Annotated in this window: 23 protein-coding genes and 1 tRNA gene; 8 read left to right on the forward strand and 16 right to left on the reverse strand. The window is 67.2% G+C overall.

Annotation, left to right across the window (positions count from 1 at the left end):
* Positions 1–173: 173 nt before the first annotated feature.
* From XcodCFBP4690_RS11240 to rocF, 6 genes are all read right to left on the reverse strand, one after another.
* A complete protein-coding gene (locus tag XcodCFBP4690_RS11240; protein WP_104541017.1) occupies positions 174–1,112 on the reverse strand; it encodes an MBL fold metallo-hydrolase in 939 nt (312 codons plus the stop codon).
* A 401-nt stretch (positions 1,113–1,513) separates the two neighbouring features.
* A complete protein-coding gene (locus XcodCFBP4690_RS11245; RefSeq protein ID WP_167394578.1) occupies positions 1,514–2,803 on the reverse strand; it encodes a tryptophan--tRNA ligase in 1,290 nt (429 codons plus the stop codon).
* Between the two features lie 152 nt (positions 2,804–2,955).
* Positions 2,956–3,165 carry a CsbD family protein gene (locus XcodCFBP4690_RS11250; protein WP_104541019.1) on the reverse strand — a complete coding sequence of 70 codons (210 nt, stop codon included), beginning with the start codon at positions 3,163–3,165 and terminating at the stop codon, positions 2,956–2,958.
* Positions 3,166–3,387: 222 nt separating this feature from the next.
* Positions 3,388–3,522, reverse strand: a complete 135-nt coding sequence (locus XcodCFBP4690_RS11255; protein WP_029221527.1) for an entericidin A/B family lipoprotein — start codon at positions 3,520–3,522, stop codon at positions 3,388–3,390.
* A gap of 77 nt (positions 3,523–3,599) precedes the next feature.
* Positions 3,600–3,752 (reverse strand): entericidin A/B family lipoprotein, encoded by a 153-nt coding sequence (locus XcodCFBP4690_RS11260; protein ID WP_011348912.1) that lies wholly within the window; start codon positions 3,750–3,752, stop codon positions 3,600–3,602.
* 109 nt (positions 3,753–3,861) lie between these two features.
* On the reverse strand, positions 3,862–4,785 hold the full coding sequence (gene rocF, locus XcodCFBP4690_RS11265; RefSeq protein ID WP_104541020.1) for an arginase: 924 nt from the start codon (positions 4,783–4,785) through the stop codon (positions 3,862–3,864).
* 320 nt (positions 4,786–5,105) lie between these two features.
* Between rocF and XcodCFBP4690_RS11270 the strand changes: the two genes are divergently transcribed.
* The 5 genes from XcodCFBP4690_RS11270 (at position 5,106) to tmk (ending at position 8,692) form a co-directional block, all read left to right on the forward strand.
* The gene (locus tag XcodCFBP4690_RS11270) at positions 5,106–5,558 is read left to right on the forward strand and encodes a roadblock/LC7 domain-containing protein (protein WP_104541053.1); all 453 of its coding nucleotides are present in this window, start codon (positions 5,106–5,108) and stop codon (positions 5,556–5,558) included.
* 68 nt (positions 5,559–5,626) lie between these two features.
* Positions 5,627–5,986: a roadblock/LC7 domain-containing protein gene (locus XcodCFBP4690_RS11275; RefSeq protein WP_104541021.1), complete on the forward strand. Its 360-nt coding sequence runs from the start codon at positions 5,627–5,629 to the stop codon at positions 5,984–5,986.
* A gap of 94 nt (positions 5,987–6,080) precedes the next feature.
* Positions 6,081–6,998, forward strand: a complete 918-nt coding sequence (locus XcodCFBP4690_RS11280) for a hypothetical protein (RefSeq protein ID WP_104541022.1) — start codon at positions 6,081–6,083, stop codon at positions 6,996–6,998.
* Entirely contained in the window at positions 6,995–7,534 is a 540-nt protein-coding gene (locus tag XcodCFBP4690_RS11285; RefSeq protein WP_104541023.1) for a GTP-binding protein, read from the forward strand. The genes XcodCFBP4690_RS11280 and XcodCFBP4690_RS11285 overlap by 4 nt, the downstream gene beginning before the upstream one ends.
* Positions 7,535–8,011: 477 nt before the next feature.
* A complete protein-coding gene (gene tmk, locus XcodCFBP4690_RS11290) occupies positions 8,012–8,692 on the forward strand; it encodes a dTMP kinase (protein ID WP_104541024.1) in 681 nt (226 codons plus the stop codon).
* A 390-nt stretch (positions 8,693–9,082) separates the two neighbouring features.
* On the opposite strand, the gene XcodCFBP4690_RS11295 is transcribed toward tmk, so the two are convergent.
* From XcodCFBP4690_RS11295 to birA, 4 genes are all read right to left on the reverse strand, one after another.
* Positions 9,083–9,158: transfer RNA gene (locus XcodCFBP4690_RS11295), tRNA-Thr, on the reverse strand.
* 32 nt (positions 9,159–9,190) lie between these two features.
* The gene (locus tag XcodCFBP4690_RS11300) at positions 9,191–10,036 is read right to left on the reverse strand and encodes an SPOR domain-containing protein (RefSeq protein WP_104541025.1); all 846 of its coding nucleotides are present in this window, start codon (positions 10,034–10,036) and stop codon (positions 9,191–9,193) included.
* Between the two features lie 9 nt (positions 10,037–10,045).
* Positions 10,046–10,774, reverse strand: a complete 729-nt coding sequence (locus XcodCFBP4690_RS11305) for a type III pantothenate kinase (protein WP_104541026.1) — start codon at positions 10,772–10,774, stop codon at positions 10,046–10,048.
* Positions 10,771–11,751: a bifunctional biotin--[acetyl-CoA-carboxylase] ligase/biotin operon repressor BirA gene (gene birA, locus XcodCFBP4690_RS11310; RefSeq protein WP_341871615.1), complete on the reverse strand. Its 981-nt coding sequence runs from the start codon at positions 11,749–11,751 to the stop codon at positions 10,771–10,773. Before birA ends, XcodCFBP4690_RS11305 begins: the two co-directional genes overlap by 4 nt.
* A gap of 75 nt (positions 11,752–11,826) precedes the next feature.
* On the opposite strand from birA, the gene XcodCFBP4690_RS11315 reads away from it, so the two are divergent.
* Positions 11,827–12,144 carry a hypothetical protein gene (locus XcodCFBP4690_RS11315; protein WP_104541028.1) on the forward strand — a complete coding sequence of 106 codons (318 nt, stop codon included), beginning with the start codon at positions 11,827–11,829 and terminating at the stop codon, positions 12,142–12,144.
* An 8-nt stretch (positions 12,145–12,152) separates the two neighbouring features.
* On the forward strand, positions 12,153–12,908 hold the full coding sequence (locus XcodCFBP4690_RS11320) for a M90 family metallopeptidase (protein WP_104541029.1): 756 nt from the start codon (positions 12,153–12,155) through the stop codon (positions 12,906–12,908).
* A 162-nt stretch (positions 12,909–13,070) separates the two neighbouring features.
* On the opposite strand, the gene XcodCFBP4690_RS11325 is transcribed toward XcodCFBP4690_RS11320, so the two are convergent.
* The 6 genes from XcodCFBP4690_RS11325 to dusA all read right to left on the reverse strand — a co-directional run bounded on the left by XcodCFBP4690_RS11325 (position 13,071) and on the right by dusA (position 19,853).
* Positions 13,071–14,255 (reverse strand): DUF1501 domain-containing protein, encoded by a 1,185-nt coding sequence (locus XcodCFBP4690_RS11325; protein WP_104541030.1) that lies wholly within the window; start codon positions 14,253–14,255, stop codon positions 13,071–13,073.
* Between the two features lie 41 nt (positions 14,256–14,296).
* Complete coding sequence (locus XcodCFBP4690_RS11330; protein WP_410049770.1) at positions 14,297–15,895, reverse strand: DUF1800 domain-containing protein; 1,599 nt, start codon at positions 15,893–15,895, stop codon at positions 14,297–14,299.
* Between the two features lie 109 nt (positions 15,896–16,004).
* The gene (locus XcodCFBP4690_RS11335) at positions 16,005–17,375 is read right to left on the reverse strand and encodes an ATP-binding protein (protein WP_208622726.1); all 1,371 of its coding nucleotides are present in this window, start codon (positions 17,373–17,375) and stop codon (positions 16,005–16,007) included.
* A gap of 74 nt (positions 17,376–17,449) precedes the next feature.
* Positions 17,450–18,133: a response regulator transcription factor gene (locus tag XcodCFBP4690_RS11340; RefSeq protein ID WP_002808458.1), complete on the reverse strand. Its 684-nt coding sequence runs from the start codon at positions 18,131–18,133 to the stop codon at positions 17,450–17,452.
* 71 nt (positions 18,134–18,204) lie between these two features.
* Positions 18,205–18,471 carry a hypothetical protein gene (locus tag XcodCFBP4690_RS11345; RefSeq protein ID WP_228962669.1) on the reverse strand — a complete coding sequence of 89 codons (267 nt, stop codon included), beginning with the start codon at positions 18,469–18,471 and terminating at the stop codon, positions 18,205–18,207.
* Positions 18,472–18,848: 377 nt separating this feature from the next.
* Complete coding sequence (dusA, locus tag XcodCFBP4690_RS11350; protein WP_104541033.1) at positions 18,849–19,853, reverse strand: tRNA dihydrouridine(20/20a) synthase DusA; 1,005 nt, start codon at positions 19,851–19,853, stop codon at positions 18,849–18,851.
* Between the two features lie 194 nt (positions 19,854–20,047).
* On the opposite strand from dusA, the gene XcodCFBP4690_RS11355 reads away from it, so the two are divergent.
* Positions 20,048–20,284, forward strand: coding sequence for an NIPSNAP family protein (locus tag XcodCFBP4690_RS11355; protein ID WP_244183629.1), 237 nt, complete (start codon positions 20,048–20,050; stop codon positions 20,282–20,284).
* Position 20,285: the final 1 nt, after the last annotated feature.

Below are 20,285 nucleotides of genomic sequence, written 5' to 3' on the forward strand. Positions count from 1 at the left end.
GCGACCACCCGGCGCGTGGCGGTGAGCCTGGCCGGCCGCTGCATGTTGCATCGATCCCGTATCCGGGCATCCGCATTGCCGCCATCGCCTGCCGCATCACTTCCGCAGGGCGGCATCTGCCAACACCTCACCCAGAGCACGACATGCGCAAGGAGCCCTGTCTCCGTACCGCCTCAACGCGCCGCCCGATCCAGCCAGCAGCCCAAGCCCTGCGCGTTGAGTTCGATATCGGTGGCCAGCAACTGCGCCACGGCCGCATCGTCCAGCCGGCAACCGTGCTGGCGCGCGCGCTCCAGGTACAGCGCGGTCAGCGCCGCCACCATGCAGCGGTGGCGATCCGCGCGTGCCGCGCAGCCCAGCGCAATCTCGGTCATCGCATGGATCTGCTGCACCAGCGCCTGCGCCAACCGGCCGGGCGATTCGACCCGGCCATAATGGGTGAGATACATCGCCTGCGGCGCGGCCTCCATCAGCCGTGCGATCGAGTGCAGCATCGCCTCCGGTTCGAATTGCACCGGCGAGGACGTCGGCAGGATGAAGGCGCCCTGCGCGCTGTCGAGCTGGCGATACGACAAGCCGAAGGTGTCGCCGGTGAACCAGCTGCGGCTGCGCGCATCCCAGACGCACAGGTGATGCCGCGCATGTCCTGGCGTATCGACCGTGCACAGCGCGCGCTCGCCGAGCAGCACCGCCTGCCCGTCGGCGGCCTCCACCACCCGTTCGGCCGGCACCGGCACGATCTGGCCATAGCTGCGCGCCATTGCTTCCTGCCCATACACCGCGGTGGCGCCGGCAATCAGCCGCGTGGGGTCGATCATGTGCGGCGCACCGCGCGGATGCACCAGCACGCGCGCATTGGGCAGGTGCTGCAGCAAGGCACCGGCACCGCCGGCGTGATCCAGGTGCACATGGGTCAGGATCAACCAGTCCACCTGCGCCGGCGCCAGCCCGGCCGCCTGCACGGCAGCAAGCAGGTGCGGTACCGACAACGAGGTGCCGCAGTCGATGAAGGCGCCGCGCTGCCCTTCCACGACCAGATAGGCCGCATCGAACTGCGCCCCGCCAAAGCCGGTGTCGATGGTGTGGATGCTGGAATCAACCGCTGCTGTCATTGCGATTCCGTGGCTGAAGGACGAGTGACGCCACGACCGTACCATCATCGGCGCGCCGTGACGCGCCGTGCCGCCATTGGCGCACCGGCAGTGGCGTTCTCCGGAATGCGCCACACCCACCGGAACGTCCGCCGCGGCAGCGGCGTACCGATGCGCTCCCTGACATGCGGTAGCGGTCCGGGGTCATGGGCTCCAGTCCAGCCCCACAGCGGCGCAGTCAATGGCCTCGCAGCTGCGGCGCAGATCCCAGTCACCGCGCACGCAGTGCCGGAGGTTTCGGGCAAACGATGACGATGTACCCAACACGGTCGAGCGCCGGATACACGCATCGCTCAGCCTCCCGCACGACGCGCGATGCACTGGCCATGCGCATCCAGCCGGGCCCCGCCTTGCTGCTGCGATCAGGCTTCGCGCAGCGCCTTAACCGCGGCAAGAATCACATCGACATCGGCCTGGGCATGTGCGCCCGGCAGCTGCAGATCGCTGGCCTGCACGGCCTGCTTCAGGCGCGCGATCAACTGCCCGGCATCGCGTGGCGAAGCAAAGCCATCGCTGTGCAGCAGCAGGACGCCAGCGCCATCGTGCAACTTGAAATAAAACTGCCCGTCGCTTTCGCGGTATTGCTTGAACACCGGCAAGGCGATTTTTTCGCCAGCCTGCACCGCCGCCGGGCCCGCCTGCTCGGACAGGTCGCGCAGGCCCACCGCATCGCGCAACTGCGCCAGCAGCGGAGTGGCATAGCGCGCGCGAAGGCGGGCGCCACCGGCGCGCAGAATCGCTTCGATCCTGGCCGGCTCGGCCATCAGTGCCTCGTAGCGCGTGCGCAATGGCGCGATCTCGCGATCGATGCGCTCGAACAGCTGCTGCTTGGCATCGCCCCAGCCGATCCCCTCGGCAAACGCCTGCGCGAAGGCCGCGGTCTCCGCCGGCGTGGCGAAGGCCTGGTACAACTGGAACAGCGCCGAACCCTGGGTGTCCTTGGGCTCACCCGGCGCGCGCGAGTCGGTCAGGATGGAGAACACCAGCTTGCGCAACTCCTCGCGTGGGGCGAACAGCGGGATGGTATTGCCGTAGCTCTTGCTCATCTTGCGGCCATCCAGGCCCGGCAGGGTGGACACCTGCTCGTCGATCACCGCATCGGGCAGGGTGAAGAAATCCCGACCGTAGACATGGTTGAAGCGCTGCGCGAAATCGCGCGCCATTTCGATGTGCTGGATCTGGTCTCGCCCCACCGGCACCTTGTGCGCGTTGAAGATCAGGATATCGGCCGCCATCAGCACCGGATACATGAACAAGCCGGCGGTCACGCCGGCATCGTCGTCCTCGCCGTCGGCGCGGTTCTTGTCCACCGCCGCCTTGTAGGCATGCGCGCGGTTGAGGATGCCCTTGCCGGCCACGCAGGTCAGCAGCCACATCAACTCGGTGGTCTCCGGCACGTCGGACTGGCGATAGAACCAGACCTTGTCCGGGTCCAGCCCACAGGCCAGCCAGCTGGCGGCGATCTCCAGGGTGGAGCGCTGCGTGCGCGCCGGATCCTGCGCCTTGATCAGGCTATGCAGGTCGGCCAGGAAGTAGAAGCTCTCCGCATCGGCGGCAGCGCTGGCCTGGATGGCGGGGCGGATCGCACCGACGTAGTTGCCCAGGTGCGGGGTGCCGGAGGTGGTGATGCCGGTAAGAACGCGAGTGGTCATCTGCAAAGGCCAGGGAATCAGCCGGCAAGTCTAACGGTTCTGCGCCACCCCCATCTGCCCCGAATGCTGCCATTGCGGCACAAAAAAGCGGGCCGCACGCGGCCCGCCTTCCGGACGACCTGCTCAGCCCGAAGGCGAGCGGGCGAGTTGCCTCAGCGGTCGTCGCGCAATGACTTTTCGAAGGCGCGCACCTCGGTCTGGGCGCGGTCGCGGTCCCAGCCATAGCGCTCCTGCAACTTGCCCTGCAGATATTCGGCATTGCCTTCTGCAACCTTGAAGTCATCGTCGGTGAGATCGCCCCACTTGGCCTGCATCTGGCCCTTGAGCTGGGTCCACTTGCCGGAAATGATGTCTTTGTTCATTGCGGTTCTCCGCTGCATGCGGTCGCGATTGACCGTGCGCACAGCGTGGTGCGGGCAGCGTTGTGCACGGGTCAAAAGATGTCTAGCCCATGCTCACCGCGATGAACGGTTGCGATGCGTCGGTCTGTCGCGAGCGGCCGGCCCTTGCAGCGTCGGTGGAGAAATTCCCCCATGAAAAACGGGCCTTTCGGCCCGTTTGTATTCAACGTTGCAGCAAGTGGATCACTTGCGCGCGGCGTCTTCCACCTTCTCGCCAGCGCCCTGCACGTCCTTGCCGGCACCTGCGACGGTGTTGCAGCCCGACAGCATGCCGACCGAGAACACCGACAGCACCAGCAGCACAATTGCACGCTTCATAACACACTCCTTCATGGGTAAGCGGCGCACTGCCGCAGATCAATCAAATCGAACAAACGCCACGCAACCGTGGCGAATCAGCACTTACCGTCGCTGCATTTTTCGGCCGTTTTCTCGACCTTGTCGCCCGCGCCCTGCATGTCCTTGCCGGCGCCGGCCACGGTGTTGCAGCCAGTCATCACGCCGGCCGAAAACAGGCCCAGCACCATCAGTGTCAGCAGTCGCTTCATAGGTCTTCCTCGGTCTGCGCCCGGTGCGATCGCACCTCGCTCGGCGCCAAATCTGACTGCGCGGACGTGGATTTGATGTGAACGGCAGCGTGCCGTGTTCAGCGCTGGATCAATCTCGCATCAGGGTCGACTTACCGAACAGGCTTTCCACCAGATCCACCGCCAGCTCGGCGGTGGCATTGCGGTTGTCCAGCACCGGATTGAGCTCGACGATGTCCAGCGACCCCATACGGCCGGTGTCGGCAATCATCTCCATCACCAGCTGCGCCTCGCGGTAGTTCGGGCCGCCGGGCACCGTGGTGCCCACGCCCGGCGCGATGCTGGGGTCGAGAAAATCCACATCGAAGCTCACATGCAGATGGGTGTCGGCGCTCATGCCCTGCAGCGCAGCTTCCATGGTGCGCTTCATGCCCGCTTCGTCGATGTAGCGCATGTCGTAGACGTCGATGCGGTGCTGCTTGATCAGCCGCTTCTCCTCCGGGTCCACCGAGCGGATGCCGATCTGGCGCACCTGCTCGGGCAACAACGCCGGAGCACTGCCACCCAGGTGGGTCAGCGCCTGCGGGCCCAGCCCGCACAGGCAGGCCACCGGCATGCCGTGCACGTTGCCCGACGGGGTCACCTCGCTGGTATTGAAGTCCGAATGCGCATCCAGCCACAGCACGCGCAGCGGGCGGCCCTGCTCGCGGCAGTACTTGGCCACCGCGGTGATCGAGCCAACCCCCAGGCAATGGTCGCCGCCCAGCATGACCGGCATGCGACCGGCCCGCAGTTCGGCATAGCTGGCGTCCATCAACGCCTGGTTCCAGGCCACCACTTCGTCCAGGTGCCGATAACCGGCCTGCGGCGGCTGCCACGGATTGCGCGGACCATCCAGATTGCCCAGGTCGCGCACCTCCACCCCGCGTCCGGCCAGTGCCTCCTGCAAGCCGGCGATACGCAACGCTTCCGGGCCCATCCGTGCGCCGCGGTGGCCGGCACCGATGTCGGTGGGAACGCCAATCAGGGAAACCGGCAGGTACTGCGTTGCCATGCATTGCTCCAGTGTCGATAAAGCCGTGCAGTCTAGTGGCGCATCCGCGCAGTGACGCGCGGCAGCGCAGCACGGCCTGCGGCTCGTATCGCGCTTGCCGCACAACGCGCGGGTTTAGATCTGCCTCAACGCGCCGCTACTGTGACGTGCCGCGGCAGTTCGTGGCGCGCTGGACTTTGCGGATTCTGCTTGTCTGACCGCCCAGTGAAACACCTGAGGCTGGTGTGACTGCGCACTAATACCTGGATGGTATGGTGCGCCGGCCAGCGCAGGACACGCATCACGTACGCGCTCTGGCCATCAGCAACAGGGGGAATTTCATGCCGCATAACGCCGTCAACCAGGTCGTCAAGGCTGCCGTGGGCGAAGTCGCGCGGGCGTCGCATCTGTACGATTTGCAGCGTATCGGGCGCGAGTTCGCGCAGACCATCGAGCGCGAGCCGGGCATTGCCCTGCTGATGCTGTCCACCGCCGACGGCCGCGCCATCACCGAGCAATCCAGCCTGGATGTGGATGGGCGTCGCCTTGCGGCAATGGCCAATTCGTTCCTGACCCTGGGCGAGACCCTGGCCCGGGAATCCAGCCTCAGCGAAGCCGACTACGCCACCATCAGCACCCGCGGCGGGCAGCTGGTGCTGATTCGCATCCGCGCCGACAAGCCACTGACACTGACCGCCGTTGGCAGCGCCAACCTCAATGCCGCCGCGCTGCTGTTCAACGCGCGCGATTGCGCCGGCCGCCTGGCCACAGCGCTGGCACCACCGGCTGGCTGATGCCGTTGGCATCGTTCGTGCTTGCACGAGCGCACCGATTTTTCTCAACGCTTGGAAGGGGACCACCGATGTCGAAACTCAATCTGGAACAACTGCATTCGCTCGCCGGCTTCGTCGGCGCCGCGCTGGTCGACAGCGACAGCGGCATGGCGCTGGGCATGACCGGCGGCACCGAACTCAACCTGGAACTGGCCGCAGCCGGCAATACCGAAGTGGTGCGCGCCAAGCGCCGCATCGCCGAGCAGCTGGGCCTGAACGACACCATCGAAGACATCCTGATCACCCTGTCTCGCCAGTACCACCTGCTGCGTCCGCTGGAGAGCAACGGCGCACTGTTCCTGTACGTGGTGCTGGACCGTGCCAAGGCCAATCTGGCGATGGCGCGCCACGAGCTCAAGGCGTTCGAAAAAACACTGGATTTCGGTTGATGCCAGTCCGGCGGCGCACCCGCGTCGCCGGCCCTGCCTGCCGGTGCGAGCCGGCAGGCGTCATCGTGTCACTGCGCCCAGCCGGCGCCCTCTCATGACCACACCCATCCACGCCATGCGGGTCGCCACGGCCGGCCTGGACCTGCTGCACGCCACGCGCCTGAAACTGGCGTGCTCGCTGCTGCTTGCCGAGCGCATCGACGTGCAGTTGGGCGAGTGGCCGCAGCACGTGGCCGACGTGGTGGTGCTGGGCCTGGAAACCGCCGACGGTCTGGCCGCATGGCAGGCGCTGCAGGGCCAGCCGGTGCGCATGCTGGTGGTCTCGCGTACGCCGGTGGCCGGCGCCTGGCTCAAGCATGGCGCCACCGTGCGCGAGCTCAACGAACAGATGCGCCTGCTGCTGTCCTCGCCGCATGTCACGGCGGTGGCCGAGCCGGCACTGCTGTTGCGGCATTGCCGCGGTGAATTCGGTGCCGGCGTGGTGGTGTTGCGCAATGCGGGGCTGCAGGTGCGCGTGGATCCGGCCGAACACTGCCTGCATCTGCCGGCCGGCGTCACGTTGAACGAGCTGATCGCCGCGCTGGACCGCCCGGATTGGCAGCGCGCGGCCGACGACGCCCAGGTCACATTGCCGCAACGCCTCTCCTTCGAAGCGCTGTATTTCGCCCTGCCCGAGCATCTGCGCCCGGCCCTGCCGGCAGTGGAACCCAGCCAGCCGCTGCAGCTGCGCCAGTGGCCGGAGTTGAGCGCGCAGACCAGTTCGCCGGCGCAGCTGCTCGTCATCGCCCACCTGCATGCGCGCCCATGGCGCCCGCAGGCGCTGGCCAATGCTTGCAAGCTCCCGCTGCAGACGGTGGAATGCCTGTTCGCCGCCGCACTCGCCAGTGGCCTCGCCCAGACTGCGGAGATTGCCGTGTCGTCAACGCCGCCTCGCCCGGACAGCAGCAATTCCCGGTTCCTTTCCTGGGTCGCACGCCGGTTTGGCCTCTCTCTCTTCCAGGCGCAGTCATGAGTCTTCCAGCCAACAAACTGGTGTTCGTGGGCGGCATGGGCGCCGGCAAGACCACCGCCGTGCGCGCCATCTCCGACGTGGAGCCGGTCAGCACCGAAATGCCGCTCAGCCAGGATGCCTACGGCGACAAGACCTACACCACGGTTGCGCTGGACTACAGCTCGATCGAACTGGAAGACGGCGAGCTGCTGCACGTCTACGGCGTGCCGGGGCAGAAATACCTGGATTTCATGTGGCCGCTGGTGTGCGACGGCGCGCTGGGGGTGATCGTGCTGGCCAATGCGCGCGACCCGCAGATGCCCGCAGCCACGTTGGCGCTGCTGCGCGAGTTCGCGCAGATCGCACCCGAGGCCAGCCTGGCGGTGGGCATCACCATGACCGACGAGGTCGAAGACTTCCTGCTGCCGCCGTTTCGCGATGGCCTGGTCGCCGAAGGTTTCCGCATCCCGGTGATGCGCGTGGATGCGCGTTCGGCCACCCAGATCACCTTCCTGGTGAAGTCGCTGCTGTCCTACCGCTATACCTCGGCGGCCTGATTGGCTGCATGGCACGCGCGATGAGCGCACGACGATAAACAAGGAATCCGGTCACGACGGGCCTGAAAGGGCGTCACGCGGGGGATGCCGCCTCTAGGGTGGCGGCGACGCGTCCATCTTCCTTGAAGCCAGAAACGCGACTCAGTCGTGATACGAATGAGCGCTGCGTCTGACTTATTCAGTATGCCCAGTGCACAGAACTGCCGGCATCGGGACATTCCCGACAGCATGCAGGACATATCCGTGATATCGGGTCGGCAATAGCGACGTCGCAGGTCGTCGGTATCGGCACCTGCAGGGCCTGCGCCTGGCTGCAACCTGGCCGATCTCTGGCGCAGGCGCTGCGGTGCGCACGGCCGGTGCACCCAGATCAATGCCCTCGACCACGGCATGGTCGCCGCCGCTTGGAGCCGGCACGACGGTCGCCGCCACGTGGTTGGCTACTGATGGGTTGCCCCGATCAGATAAAGTAGCGCGATGACAATCGAACTGAAGCCCGGCGGGCTATTGATCGCGATCGAAGGCATCGACGGCGCCGGCAAGACCACGCTGGCACGCAGCCTGGCAACCACCTTGCAGCAGGCCGGTGCGCGCGTGGTGTTGAGCAAGGAACCGACCAACGGTCCCTGGGGCACGCAGCTGCGCCAATCCGCCGCCACCGGCCGCCTGAGCGCCGACCAGGAAGCCGACCTGCTGATCCGCGACCGCCACGAACATGTGGAGACCCTGATCGCCCCCGCGCTGGCACGCGGCGACATCGTGATCCTGGACCGCTACTTTCCTTCCATGGTCGCCTACCAGGGCGCCGCCGGGTTGCCGCTGGATGCGCTGCTGGAGCGCAACGCCTTCGCGCCGCGCCCGGACGTGCTGCTGCTGCTCGACCTGCCGCCACCCACCGGCCTGGCCCGCATCCGCGCCCGCGGCGATGCGCCCAACCATTTCGAAACCCAGGACAACCTGGAACGCTGCCGCGCGATCTTCAACGGCCTGCAGTTGCCGGGCAAACACCTGGTGGACGCCAGCGCCGACACCGATAGCGTGCTGCGCCGGGCATTGGCGATCGTGGTCGCCGCCGCAGCCGAGCGCCTGCGCAGCGACGCGCACACCGACGCCGGCACGGCCGCATTGCAGTTGCTCTCGGGGGGCCGGCCGGCCTGAGCAACACAGCGCAGCGTCACCGCCTTTCGAGCGTGGTGGCGCGCAGGTGCACGCCCTATGTTCGGTGCACGATGACGCGATGACCCGCCGTGTGAGGCGCGCTGTTCGCTGACTGGAATGGCGATGTCCCCGCCTCGGCGATCGGCATTCCGTCCTTCTGCCTCCCGCCCCGCAGACGAGCAACCAAAAAGCATGGCCGTCCCTGCCTGCACTGATCGCGCGCACCATCGCAGGCATACACGCACATGCACACGCATATTCGCGGCTGCTTGATGCTGCCCCGCCGCGTCGCCTCATCCAGACCGCCGGCAGAATGCCCGCTTCAACGCGACAAGCGTCGCATGCCGCACAGAACAGGCGGATCGGAGCACATCGAGACGGTCTGCAAGATGGTGCCGGCACCCGGATTCGAACTGGGGACCTACCGCTTACAAGGCGGTTGCTCTACCAACTGAGCTATGCCGGCAAAGGCAGGCGCGTTGCGCGCCGGTACGCATTCTAGCGCAGCGCGGCGCAATCTAGCGACCGCTGGCGCGTTGCACCCGCGGCGCCCTGCAACGTCGCGGCCGCCAGCGTGCTGCGCACATCGACCCACCAGCGCGACTGACCGCTGCCGCTGGGCACCAGTTGCGCCGGAAACCCCGCGCTCACCAGGCTCGCCTGGCGCCGCTCGGCGCGCTCGCGGCTCTGGTATTGCCCCAGTGCAACGGTATTGCCCTCGCCTTGGGCGATCACGTAATAGTCGCCGATACCGGCGGCCGCAATCCGCTTGACCAGCGCCTGCGCCGCCGCGCGGTCGCCCACGTCGGGCAGCATCACGCGGAACGTGCTGACTCCGGCATCGGCGTCTTCGCGCACGCTGGCACGGCTCACCTGCCCGCGCAGGCGCGCCTGCGCGGCATCGGCATCGCTGCGTGCCGTGTAGGGCCCGAGGCTGGCGCAGCGCTCGGGCGCAGCCGGTGGTGTCGGAGCGGCCGGCGCCGGTTTTGCATCGGCAGTGGCGACAGTGGCGGCAGGCGCGGACAGCGCGGGCTGCCCTGCCGGCCGGGAAGCAGTGTCGGCGCCTGGCTCCAACGATGCTGTCGCAGCAGCGGCCGCTGTCGCTGCGGCCGGCACGGGTGCCGGCGTCCTGGACGCTGGCACGACCCCAGCCTCCGGCTGCGCAGCGGCGGCCAGCGACGGTCGCGACGCCCCGGTCGCCAGCATCGGCAACACCTCCAGCCGCGCCACGCCGGTTGGCTGCGGCGGTGCGGTCGGCGGTGACGGCGGCGGCTGCATCGCCCACCACAACGCCACGCCGGCATTGAGGACGATCAGCACAACGATGAGCGCGCGTACGTACATGCCTGGATTCTAAGCGCAGGACGAATCGGTCGCCCAGGTCGCCAGGCCGTCCAGCACCAGTGCGGCGCGGAAGCTGGCATCGGGCAACAACGGCAGCAATGGCGGTGCGCCACCGCCATGCAGCAGCAGTCGCACCGGCACGCCCAGGCTGCGTCGTGCGTGATGCAGGCTGCGCTCGATCAACGCCACTGCGGCGCCATCGCAGCCGGAGGTCAAGGCATCGTCGGTGTCGTTGGCCAGCTCGACATAGTCGCCACCGCTGGCCGGCAGTTGTACCGCGCGCGCATGCAGCGCCTGCCGCATGGTGGTGGGCGAAGCGGCGATGCGACCGCCGTGGTGCTGGCCGTCGGCGCCGAGCACATCGATGGTCAGTGCAGTGCCCACTCCGGCCACCAGCACCGCTGCTTCGCCGCGCGCGCCCAGCAAGGCCAAAAACCGATCCACGCCAAACCGGCTGGGGTCGGCGTAGGCGATGCGGATGCCGGCGCAGTCGGCCACGGTGCGTGCGATGCGCACCTGCGCGAAACGCTCCTGCAGGCAGCCGATCATGCGCTGCGTCAATGCCGGCGCCGCCACGCTGGCCACGTAGGCAACGCGCCCGGACGGCAACGCCGCCAGCGCAGCCGCATCCATCGCTTCGGCACCATGCGCCCAGGCCTGCACCTCGCCCGCGCGGTTGCCGTGCAGCGGCGCGTACTTGAATCGCGAATTCCCCAGGTCGAACAACCACTCGCTCATGCAGGTCTCACGCTGACTTCTCCGGAGTGGAACAGCCGTTCGGTCTCACCCACCTGCACCCGCAAGGCGCCGTCGGCGGCCAGGCCGAGGGCGACGCCGTGGTGCAGGCTGCCGGCTTCTTCCACCTGCACGGTGCGGCCACGCAACACATCCAGCGCCGCATAACGGGCCAGGAACGCGGTCAACCCCTGCGCTTCGAACAGGTCCAGCGCCGGCAGCAACGCCGACAGCACCGCGGCCACCACCGTATCGCGCGTCACTGCGCGGCCGGCCAGGGTATCCAGGTCCACCCACGGTTGGTCGATGCTGGCTGCGGCCGCAGGCGGCATATGCACGTTCAAGCCCAGGCCGATCACGGCGCGCGCGTTACCCGCCATCTCCCCGCCGCCCTCGATCAGCAGCCCGCCCAGCTTGCGCTGGCGCGCCAGCAGATCGTTGGGCCACTTCAGGCCGACATCGGCGAACCCGCAGCCGCGCAGGGCCTCGGCGACCGCCACGCCAACAGCCAGGCTCAGACCGGCCAGCTGCCCCAGGCCACCGCTGAAACGGCGCGAGGCCGACAGGTAAACATGCGCGCCCAGTGGCGAGGTCCACTGCCGGCCGCGGCGGCCGCGCCCGCCGGTCTGGCGCTCGGCCAGCAGCACTTCCACGCCCCGCTCCGGTGGCGGGCGCGCCAGCAGGCTGGTATTGGTGGATTCCAGCGTCCAGGCCACGTCCAGCCCCGCCAGCCCGGCGGCGGCGTCAGCGCTCATGGCGGCACGGATGCGGGCAGCGTCCAGCAGGTCCAGGGGGGCAGCCAGCCGATAACCATCGCCGGCGCGTCCTTCGATCGCGACGCCTGCGGCGCGCAGATTCTGAATGCGCTTCCACACCGCAGCGCGGGTCAACCCCGCATCACGCGCCAGCGCATCGCCGGACAGCCGGCCGCTCGCAAGTTTGGCCAGCAACGCGCGGTCGTCCACGGCAACGGTTCCCAAATCGATCCATGAAAGTATGCGCCATGGCTTCCCGGCCGCCCAGCGCGGCTTGCGTGAGGGAGTGAAAACCGCGTTATGATCGGCGACTTACGCCGCTTGCCCTGGATGTGGACGATGCGCCGACTCACGGTTTGCCTGCTTCTGTTGTTGGCTCCGCTTGCCGCACTGGCATCGGACCAGTTGACCGACGGCGATCATGACAGCTGCGTCAGCTCCAACTCGGCCGCACGTGGCAGAACGCCCAACGGCGAACCGGCCGCACCGGCGCGCATGCCCCCGCAGCACAAGCCCGCACCTGCCACCGGCGGTGGTGGCAGCGATGGCGACGGCCTGTTCCCGCGCATGCGCACGATGCCGCGCTGGCATAGCTTCCTGCCGGGCATGTTCCGCTGATCCAGTGGGTGATGCGCTGGCTGCGCCGGCCGCCGCTGGAGATTCCCGACGCGTTGTGGAACCCGGTACGCAGCGAGTGCGCCTGGGTGGCCGCACTGGACCCGCTGCGTCAGCAACGCCTGCGTGCACTGACTGCGCAGTTCCTGCACCAGAAAACCATTTCGCCGGTCGATGGCCTGCAGCTGCAGCCACAGGATCAGGTCGTGCTGGCCGCCACCTGCTGCCTGCCGCTGCTGGAATTCGGCGCGGCCGGGTGGCGTGGCTGGTCGCAGCTGATCGTCTATCCCGATGCCTTCCGCGTCCAGCGCACCCACATGGATGCGGCCGGCGTCATGCATGCCTGGAACGACGACCTGATTGGCGAGGCCTGGGAACAGGGGCCACTGATCGTCAGCTGGGCCGACGTACAGGCAGACCTGCGCGACCCGTGCGCCGGCTTCAACGTGATCGTGCATGAGATGGCGCACAAGCTCGATGCCCTGGATGGCGCACTCGATGGCACCCCGCCCCTGCCGCGCGAGATGCAGCGCCGCTGGGCGCGCGACTTCCAGCAGGCCTTCGACGCGTTCTGCCAGCGTGTGGATGCCGGCGAAGACACCGAGATCGACCCGTACGCTGCCGAAGCGCCGGAGGAATTCTTCGCGGTCGTCAGCGAATACCACTTCTCCGCACCGCAGATACTGCAACGGGTGATGCCGGCCGTGGCCGCACATCTGGTCGGCGTGTATGGGCCCTCGCCGTTCGCGGCGCAACCACGGCAGTGAGGCCACCACGCGGTGGCTTTGCATGGGTGCGGCAGTTTGGCGCTTGAATGCGCATGACCGTCAGATGGTGAGCGCGGCCCGGCGCCGCCGCACTGCGTACTGCACACCGATTCCAACACTGCCTGGCGTACCCAGCGGTCCTGGCATCGGCGGTCCGCGCGCCTACACCAACCCCAGGTCCCGTGGCATCGCGCCCGGGAACACACGTTCCAGCTGCGTCGGCGACAGCCCCCACAGCCGCTGCAGCACGCCGCCGAACAGGCTGCGGTAATTGGTCAGCACCGGATAATCGCGATTCTGCAGCAACTGCGCCTGTTCCACCGCAACCTGTTCGCCCGCGATGCGACCGCCGTGCACGCCGCCGCCCAACACCCAGTAGGTGGTGCCATGGCCATGGTCGGTACCCTTGCTGCCGTTCTCGCGGAAGGTGCGCCCGAACTCGGAAATCACCACTACCACGGTGTCGTTCCAGGCCGGACCCAGGGCGTCGGCGTAAGCGGCCAGTCCTTGCCCGAGGTTGCGCAGATTGTTGGCCAAACCGCCTGCGACACTGCCCTGGTTGGCATGCGTATCCCAGCCGCCGACATCGACGAATCCCAGGCGATAGCGCTCGCGCATCAAGGTGGCCATGCGTCGGGTTTCATCGGCGAATGTGCGCGCGCTGGCGGCGCCGCGCCCGGCCTGCTCCATCTCCTCGCGCAGCTGCGCGGTGACCTGCTGGCGCAAAGCCAGCCCGTCGCGTGCCGCGGCCGCCAACGGCGTGCTGTCGTACATCTGCGACAGGATCTGCGCCTGGCGCGCATCCAGCCCGCCCTTGCCGATACCCCTCAACGACACGTTGGGCAGATCGCCGCCGCCCTGGAAGGTCAACGGCAGCGAATCGGTGAAGGCAATCGCCGGCACGCCACTGAGCACGCCCGACAGGCGCGCCATGAAACCGGAACGGTAATCGCGGCGCTTGCCGGCCTGGCCGGATTCGATATCGTCCTGGGTTTCGAAATGGCTGCGCGAGGTGTCGTCGGTGCCGGCGAACGGCACGAACGCCAGTTGCCTGCGCTGCCACAGCGGCAGCAAGGCATCGCGCAGCACCGGGCTCAGACCCCACTGCGGATCCAGCGCGATGGCGCTGTCGGGGTTGGCCGGATCCGGCCGTGCGATCGCCAGCGTGGGCCGCGACTGGTAATAAAAATCGCTGGCGTACGGCACCAGCAGGTTATTGCTGTCGTAGCCGCCACGCAGGAACACCACCAGCAGGCGCGCACTGTCGCGCGGGGCGGCAAACAGGCGGCCTGTCCACGGCAGGCTCGCGGCGGCAGCAGAGGCAAGCAGAAATCGACGACGTTGCATGGAGGTTCTCCTGCGGCGATGACCACATCGCCTGCGGTGAATCAGCGATAGTTGAAATCCGGCGAAGACAACAGGAAGCCGTTCCACTCCGTCGGCGAGCGCGCCTGCTCCAGTGCCTGGCGCGTTGCCGCCGACAACGACGGTGCCAACCAGCGATACGACGCGCGCGTATCGATCTGCGTCAGCGCGGGAATCGGCGTATCGCTATCGCCATCGCGCCGGAACAACTGCTTGGGCCCACTGCCCAGCGAGCGCGCCACCTCGAACCGGCGTGCCAGTTGCCCGGAGCTGGTCCAGGCCTGCGATTGCAGCGACCATCCATCCGGTGTGATGCGGCCGAACAACGGCTCGCCCAGTTGCTGCACCCAGCTGGCCATCGGGGCGGCATTGATCACCGGCTGGTCCTCGTAGGCCAGCCGCATCGCCGACACCACGAAACGGTTCGGGTCCTTGAACTTGCGCGGTTGCGCCTGTGCGAATTCCGCAGAACCCAGCATGGTCTGCATGACCTTGGCGATATCGCCATCGCTGCGCTGGAACGTGCTGGCCATGCGCGCGACCAGTGCGGCCGGTGGCGTATCGCTGACGAAATACTCGGCCAGGCGCTGCGAGACGAAACGCGCGCAGGCCGGCTGGCGCACCAGCAGGCGCACGGCCTGCTCGATCTCATCCAGCCCGCCACCGGCGATGCGCTGGCCCAGCAGCAGCTTGTCGCCGGGCTGATGGCGCGCCGGATTGAATTCGAACAACCCCTTGCGCACCACCGGCGGCTGACCGGACTTGGTCGGCGGCAGCGGCGGCGCGCCCTCTGCCTTGATCGGCACCAGGCCAGCGCCGGTGAGGATCAAGGCCAGCTGCTGCACGTCCTGCTGGCTGTAGCCGCCATGCACGCCCAGCGTGTGCAGCTCCATCAGCTCGCGCGCGTAGTTCTCGTTGACCTTGCCCTTGGCGTTCTTGGCATTGTCCAGATACTCCAGCATTGCCGGGCTTTCCAGCGTGGCCATCACCAGATCGGCGAACTTGCCGGTGGCGTTGGGGCGGATCGCGTTTTCCATGTAATCGGCCGCCATCCACTTCACCCGGCCCTTGTCGGCATACACGCTGAAATGATTGAGCCAGAACCACACCAGCTGTTGACGCAGTTGATCCGGCGCGTACACGGCACGCAACAGCTGGGCCTGGCGCGCCTGGGTGAGCATCTGCCCGCCGCGTGCCTGCCAGTCCTTGCGCAGGGCGAGCTTTTCGTCGCCATCGGGCATGCCCTGGAGGCGGATCTTGTCGGCCTCGTACTGGGTCAGCAGGGTCACCAGGGGCGTATGCAGCGCATCGAAACGCTGCAGCTGCGCGCGGATGGGCGCCGGCAGCACGGCATCGTCGCTGGGCTGCAACAGCAGCGTGGCGTAGCGCGTGGGGCCGAGCCGCCGCAACTGGGTTGCGCTCTCGCCGTCCACACCGTAGGTGGCGCGCTGCAACCAGCGCGTCTGCGTTGCCGTCAGCGGCGGTTCGGCCGCGTGTCCGACGATGGCGCAACAACAACTGGCAACCAGCAACGGGATGCGCCAGCGTCGGCGGCGCACGCCCGCGCAGCGCGTGCCCACGCCAGCTACCTGTACAACGCGCTTGAACATGCGGCTCTCCATCGCGACTGCCTGCAACCGGGCCAGTATGGTCAAGCCAACGCGCGAGGCGTTAAACGGTTGTCGCAACCTCGGCCGCCATTGCCGAAGAGTTCATCGCGCCCGTCCGGGCTCACAGCCCCGGCGGCAGGGTCACATCGAAGCGGGCGCCGCCCAGTTCCTGCGAACGCACCACCTGCAGCTCGCCGCGGTAGGCCTTGATCAAATCCTGCACGATCGACATGCCGATGCCGTGGCCCTGCACGCGCTCGTCTCCGCGCACGCCACGCTGCAGGATCTTGGCGACGTCCTCCGGCGCGATGCCGGGGCCATCGTCTTCCACCGACAGGATCAGCCCGGCACGCCGGCTCCCGCTGGTGGGACCGGGCTGGGCGGTCAGCAGCACGCGGCTGCGCGCCCACTTGAAGCCGTTCTCCAGCAGGTTGCCGAGCAGCTCCTGCAGATCGCCGGGCTCGCCATGGAAACGCGCCTCCGGCGAGATATCGAACTCGCACAGCACGCCCTTGGCCGAATACACCTTCTCCAGCCCGCGGACGATCTCTTCGGCGCTCGGCTCGATCGGCAGCGGCGCGGCAAACAGCTTGTGGCCGCTGGAAGCCGCGCGCGCCAGCTGGTAGGACACCAGATCGTTCATGCGACGCAACTGCACGTCCATTTCTTCGTGCAGATCGCGCTCGGAAGCACCGCTGTCCAGCTGGGTGCGCAGCACCGCGATCGGGGTCTTGAGGCTATGCGCCAGGTCGGCCAGCGTATTGCGTTGGCGCTCCAGGTTGTCGCGCTCGCTCTCGATGAAGGCATTGATGCTGTCGGTCAAGGGCTCCAGCTCGCGCGGATGCTGCTCGCTCATGCGCTGGATCTCGCCGCGCTGCACCTTGGTCAATTCGTTGATGACGCGCCGCAGCGGGCGCAGGCTCCATTGCAGGATGAAGGCCTGCAGCACCAGCAGCACCACGCCGGCGCTGCCCAGGTAGAACCACACCGCGCCACGGAATACCCGCAGCTGCGCGCCCATCGAACGGGCGTCTTCCATCACGTAGATGGTGTAAGGAATCTCGCCGCCGTGCTCACGCTCGACATAGCTCACGCCCAGGCCATAGCGATACAGCTGGCCAACGCTGCCGTCGATCTGGGTCATCTCCAGCGGGCCGATGAACTCTTCCTGCCGCGGCTCGAGCATGCGGCCATGCGGAATATTCGGTCCTTCGGCCGACATGGAGGTCCAGCTTTCGTCCGGACGCACCACTTCCACGTACAGCCCGCCACCGGGCACATCGAAACGCGGGTCCGGCGGCTGTCCGCCGATGTACAGCGAACCGTCGCGAACGAAGTCGATATTGGCCGCGTAGGCGGAGGCGTAATTCTTCAGCCGTTCGCGCAGGTTGCGCTCGGCGGTGTCGGCAAACGCCACATCCAGCGCGTACCCGGCCAGCGCCAGGAAGGCCACCAGGCTAAGGCTGGCGGCCAGCAGCTGGCGCGCCTGCAAGGAGCGCGGGCGCCAGCGTTTGTACCATTTGGAGCGCCCCGGCACGAAATCGTCCTGCTTGCCGACGTGCGACCTCAGCCTTCGGTACGCGGGATGGCGAAACGGTAACCGCGACCGCGCACGGTTTCGATCGGCTTCAGCTCGCCGTCGGGGTCGAGCTTCTTGCGCAGGCGGCCAATGAACACTTCCAGCACGTTGGAGTCACGGTCGAAATCCTGCTGGTAGATGTGCTCGGTGAGGTCGGCCTTGGAGACCAGTTCGCCGGCATGCATCATCAGGTATTCCAGCACCTTGTACTCATAGCTGGTGAGATCGACATTGGCGCCGTTGACGCTGACCGTCTGCGCCGCCAGGTCGAGTGCCACCGGGCCGCATTCCAGCGTCGGCTTGCTCCAGCCTGCGGCGCGACGCAGCAACGCATTGACGCGTGCCAGCAGTTCTTCGACGTGGAACGGCTTGACCAGATAATCGTCGGCGCCTTGCTTGAGACCTTCGACCTTGTCCTGCCAACTCGAACGCGCGGTCAGGATCAGCACCGGGAATTTCTTGCCTTCGTCGCGCAACGCCTTGATCAGTTCCATGCCCGACATCTTGGGCAGGCCCAGGTCGATGATGCCGACATCGAACGGCACTTCGCGGCCCATGTACAGGCCTTCTTCGCCGTCCTGTGCAGCGTCGACCGCAAAGCCCTCACGCTTCAGACGCGCGGCAAGGGTCTCGCGCAGCGGAGCTTCGTCTTCGACCAAAAGAATACGCATGCACTCTCCCTAGTTACGTTGTCGGCCTGCGGCCGGGGAATTTATGAGACTGAACGTGGGACTATCTACGTTCAGTGGTTATCGTCGCGTGGTGGCACATCGACCGCAGCCGGGTTGCGCGGTGGCGCAGACTGGGTCTGCTCCGGCTCATAGACGGTGTGCACGCGTCCGTCCTTCATGTACTTGACCCGGTTGAGATTGCCGCCGTCGAACGGCACGCGCTCCGCGCCCAGAATTTGTCCACCGGTGGACCGCTGCACATGGCGAATGGTGTCCGACAGGGTGCGGCTGCCGCCACGCGCCGCTGCCGGCATCGCCTCGCGCCCACCCTGCCCCATGGGGGGATAGCCTTGACCCCACGCCAACGGCGCGGCCGTGGCGGCCCAGAGGGCAACCAGGACAACAGGGCGAGCGCGGCTGGACGAATGGGTCACAACTGGATCCTAGCGGGTTGTTCAGGAACATTCAAAATTTGTGAAGCCGGCCGCGCATCACAATGCAGCTGGAGCCGGAAATCGAGCCAAATTCTTGATTTTGGGGGGTGAATCCGATCTGAACTTTTTAGCTTCAGGTTAACGTCATTCAGTGAAATGAATGCCAAGCCAAATTCCCGCTCCCGACGACCGCCGTTTACGCCGCTCGGGCAGGCCTGGAAATCCGTTCAATCCGGAAGCATCCGGGTTCACCTGTTCAGCTTATGCAAGCGCCGGGCCACTCAGGCCACGACGCGCCAGGGGCGGCTATCGGTACGTTGCAAGGCCTGCTCGACCAACTCCCAGCCCGCCCCGGGGCGGTGTGCACCCTCGCTCAACACCTGACGGAAGGCCCGCCCGCCGGGCTGACCATGGAACAGTCCCAGCACGTGTCGGGTGATGTGCTTCAGGGCCAGACCCTGCGCTAGCTGGGACTCCACGTAGGGCTGCAACGCGCGCAACAGCGACTCGCGCGACTGTGGCGGACGCTGGTGCAGGGCCACATCCAGCTGATGCAGCACATACGGGTCGTGGTAAGCGGCGCGCCCGAGCATGACGCCGTCGGCCTGCTGCAGGTGCGCCAGGGCGGCGTCGACGGCCGCGATGCCGCCATTGAGCACCACCGGTAGCCCGGGGCGCTCGCGCTTGAGCCGATAGGCCCAGTCGTAGCGCAGCGGCGGGACTTCGCGATTTTCCTTCGGCGACAGGCCCTTGAGCCAAGCGTTGCGCGCGTGCACCACCACCATCGCCGCGCCGGCGGCGACCACCTGGTCGACAAAGCTGGCGAACACCGCGTAGTCGTCATCGTCGTCCACGCCGAGCCGGCACTTGACCGTGATCGGCAGATCGGTGGCAGCGCACATGGCCGCGACGCAGTCGGCCACCAGTGCCGGCTCGCGCATCAGGCAGGCGCCGAAGCGGCCGGCCTGCACCCGATCGGACGGGCAGCCGCAATTGAGGTTGATTTCGTCGTAGCCCCAGTCCTGGGCGATGGCGGCAGCCTGCGCCAGCAGCGCCGGATCGCTGCCCCCCAGCTGCAACGCCAGCGGGTGCTCCACCGGATCGAAGCCGATCAGCCGGGCGCGATCGCCATGGATCACCGCATTGGCGTGCACCATTTCGGTATACAGGCGTGCCGACGGCGCCAGCAGGCGGTGGAACACCCGGCAGTGGCGGTCGGTCCAGTCCATCATCGGGGCGACGGACAGGCGCAGGGAGGCGGCGTAGCGATCGGAAGCAGCGGTCATCGACGGTTGGCCGCGGCAGGCAGCCATTGGAATGCGAAGCAGGATCAATAGCTTACACGGGCGTCGATGAATCTGCGGCAGTGCGGCAGGGCACGCTGGGGCGCCCTGCCTGCCGGAGGCGCCACACGATCACCCGTTCGCTGCGTCATGTGATCGACCCGTCTCAGTTGGCCCGATTCGAACATGGCGCACGCTTGTATATTCCGCCGGTGGCGCGCTTCGACGGCCAGCATCACGGCTCCCTTCTGCACTCGGAAGGGGCGAACACTATCGCCCTGGCGCTGTCTTGGTTTCCCTCGCTCGCCACGTACGCGCGCTATCGGGAGCCATCGCTGCAGGATGCGCAGCGTCTGGCGGCGTTCGCCCATGCGGAGCGAACGCGTTGCATCATCGGTTACAAGCGCGGCACCTTTGGTCCGGTGCGCGGATAGG

Source organism: Xanthomonas codiaei (assembly GCF_002939785.1).
Lineage (GTDB): Bacteria > Pseudomonadota > Gammaproteobacteria > Xanthomonadales > Xanthomonadaceae > Xanthomonas > Xanthomonas codiaei.

What these genes read in the sequence shown, in the direction of transcription:
- XcodCFBP4690_RS11285 (WP_104541023.1), top strand. Translation starts at nt 6,995, where the DNA reads ATGAGTCTTCCAGCCAACAAACTGGTGTTCGTGGGCGGCATGGGCGCC.
- XcodCFBP4690_RS11315 (WP_104541028.1), top strand. Translation starts at nt 11,827, where the DNA reads ATGATCGGCGACTTACGCCGCTTGCCCTGGATGTGGACGATGCGCCGA.
- XcodCFBP4690_RS11340 (WP_002808458.1), bottom strand. Translation starts at nt 18,133, where the DNA reads ATGCGTATTCTTTTGGTCGAAGACGAAGCTCCGCTGCGCGAGACCCTT.
- XcodCFBP4690_RS11280 (WP_104541022.1), top strand. Translation starts at nt 6,081, where the DNA reads ATGACCACACCCATCCACGCCATGCGGGTCGCCACGGCCGGCCTGGAC.
- rocF (WP_104541020.1), bottom strand. Translation starts at nt 4,785, where the DNA reads ATGGCAACGCAGTACCTGCCGGTTTCCCTGATTGGCGTTCCCACCGAC.
- XcodCFBP4690_RS11305 (WP_104541026.1), bottom strand. Translation starts at nt 10,774, where the DNA reads ATGAGCGAGTGGTTGTTCGACCTGGGGAATTCGCGATTCAAGTACGCG.
- XcodCFBP4690_RS11255 (WP_029221527.1), bottom strand. Translation starts at nt 3,522, where the DNA reads ATGAAGCGTGCAATTGTGCTGCTGGTGCTGTCGGTGTTCTCGGTCGGC.
- XcodCFBP4690_RS11270 (WP_104541053.1), top strand. Translation starts at nt 5,106, where the DNA reads ATGCCGCATAACGCCGTCAACCAGGTCGTCAAGGCTGCCGTGGGCGAA.
- XcodCFBP4690_RS11245 (WP_167394578.1), bottom strand. Translation starts at nt 2,803, where the DNA reads ATGACCACTCGCGTTCTTACCGGCATCACCACCTCCGGCACCCCGCAC.
- XcodCFBP4690_RS11300 (WP_104541025.1), bottom strand. Translation starts at nt 10,036, where the DNA reads ATGTACGTACGCGCGCTCATCGTTGTGCTGATCGTCCTCAATGCCGGC.
- XcodCFBP4690_RS11325 (WP_104541030.1), bottom strand. Translation starts at nt 14,255, where the DNA reads ATGCAACGTCGTCGATTTCTGCTTGCCTCTGCTGCCGCCGCGAGCCTG.
- XcodCFBP4690_RS11240 (WP_104541017.1), bottom strand. Translation starts at nt 1,112, where the DNA reads ATGACAGCAGCGGTTGATTCCAGCATCCACACCATCGACACCGGCTTT.
- XcodCFBP4690_RS11250 (WP_104541019.1), bottom strand. Translation starts at nt 3,165, where the DNA reads ATGAACAAAGACATCATTTCCGGCAAGTGGACCCAGCTCAAGGGCCAG.
- tmk (WP_104541024.1), top strand. Translation starts at nt 8,012, where the DNA reads ATGACAATCGAACTGAAGCCCGGCGGGCTATTGATCGCGATCGAAGGC.
- dusA (WP_104541033.1), bottom strand. Translation starts at nt 19,853, where the DNA reads ATGACCGCTGCTTCCGATCGCTACGCCGCCTCCCTGCGCCTGTCCGTC.
- XcodCFBP4690_RS11345 (WP_228962669.1), bottom strand. Translation starts at nt 18,471, where the DNA reads ATGGGGCAGGGTGGGCGCGAGGCGATGCCGGCAGCGGCGCGTGGCGGC.
- XcodCFBP4690_RS11260 (WP_011348912.1), bottom strand. Translation starts at nt 3,752, where the DNA reads ATGAAGCGACTGCTGACACTGATGGTGCTGGGCCTGTTTTCGGCCGGC.
- XcodCFBP4690_RS11275 (WP_104541021.1), top strand. Translation starts at nt 5,627, where the DNA reads ATGTCGAAACTCAATCTGGAACAACTGCATTCGCTCGCCGGCTTCGTC.
- XcodCFBP4690_RS11330 (WP_410049770.1), bottom strand. Translation starts at nt 15,895, where the DNA reads ATGGAGAGCCGCATGTTCAAGCGCGTTGTACAGGTAGCTGGCGTGGGC.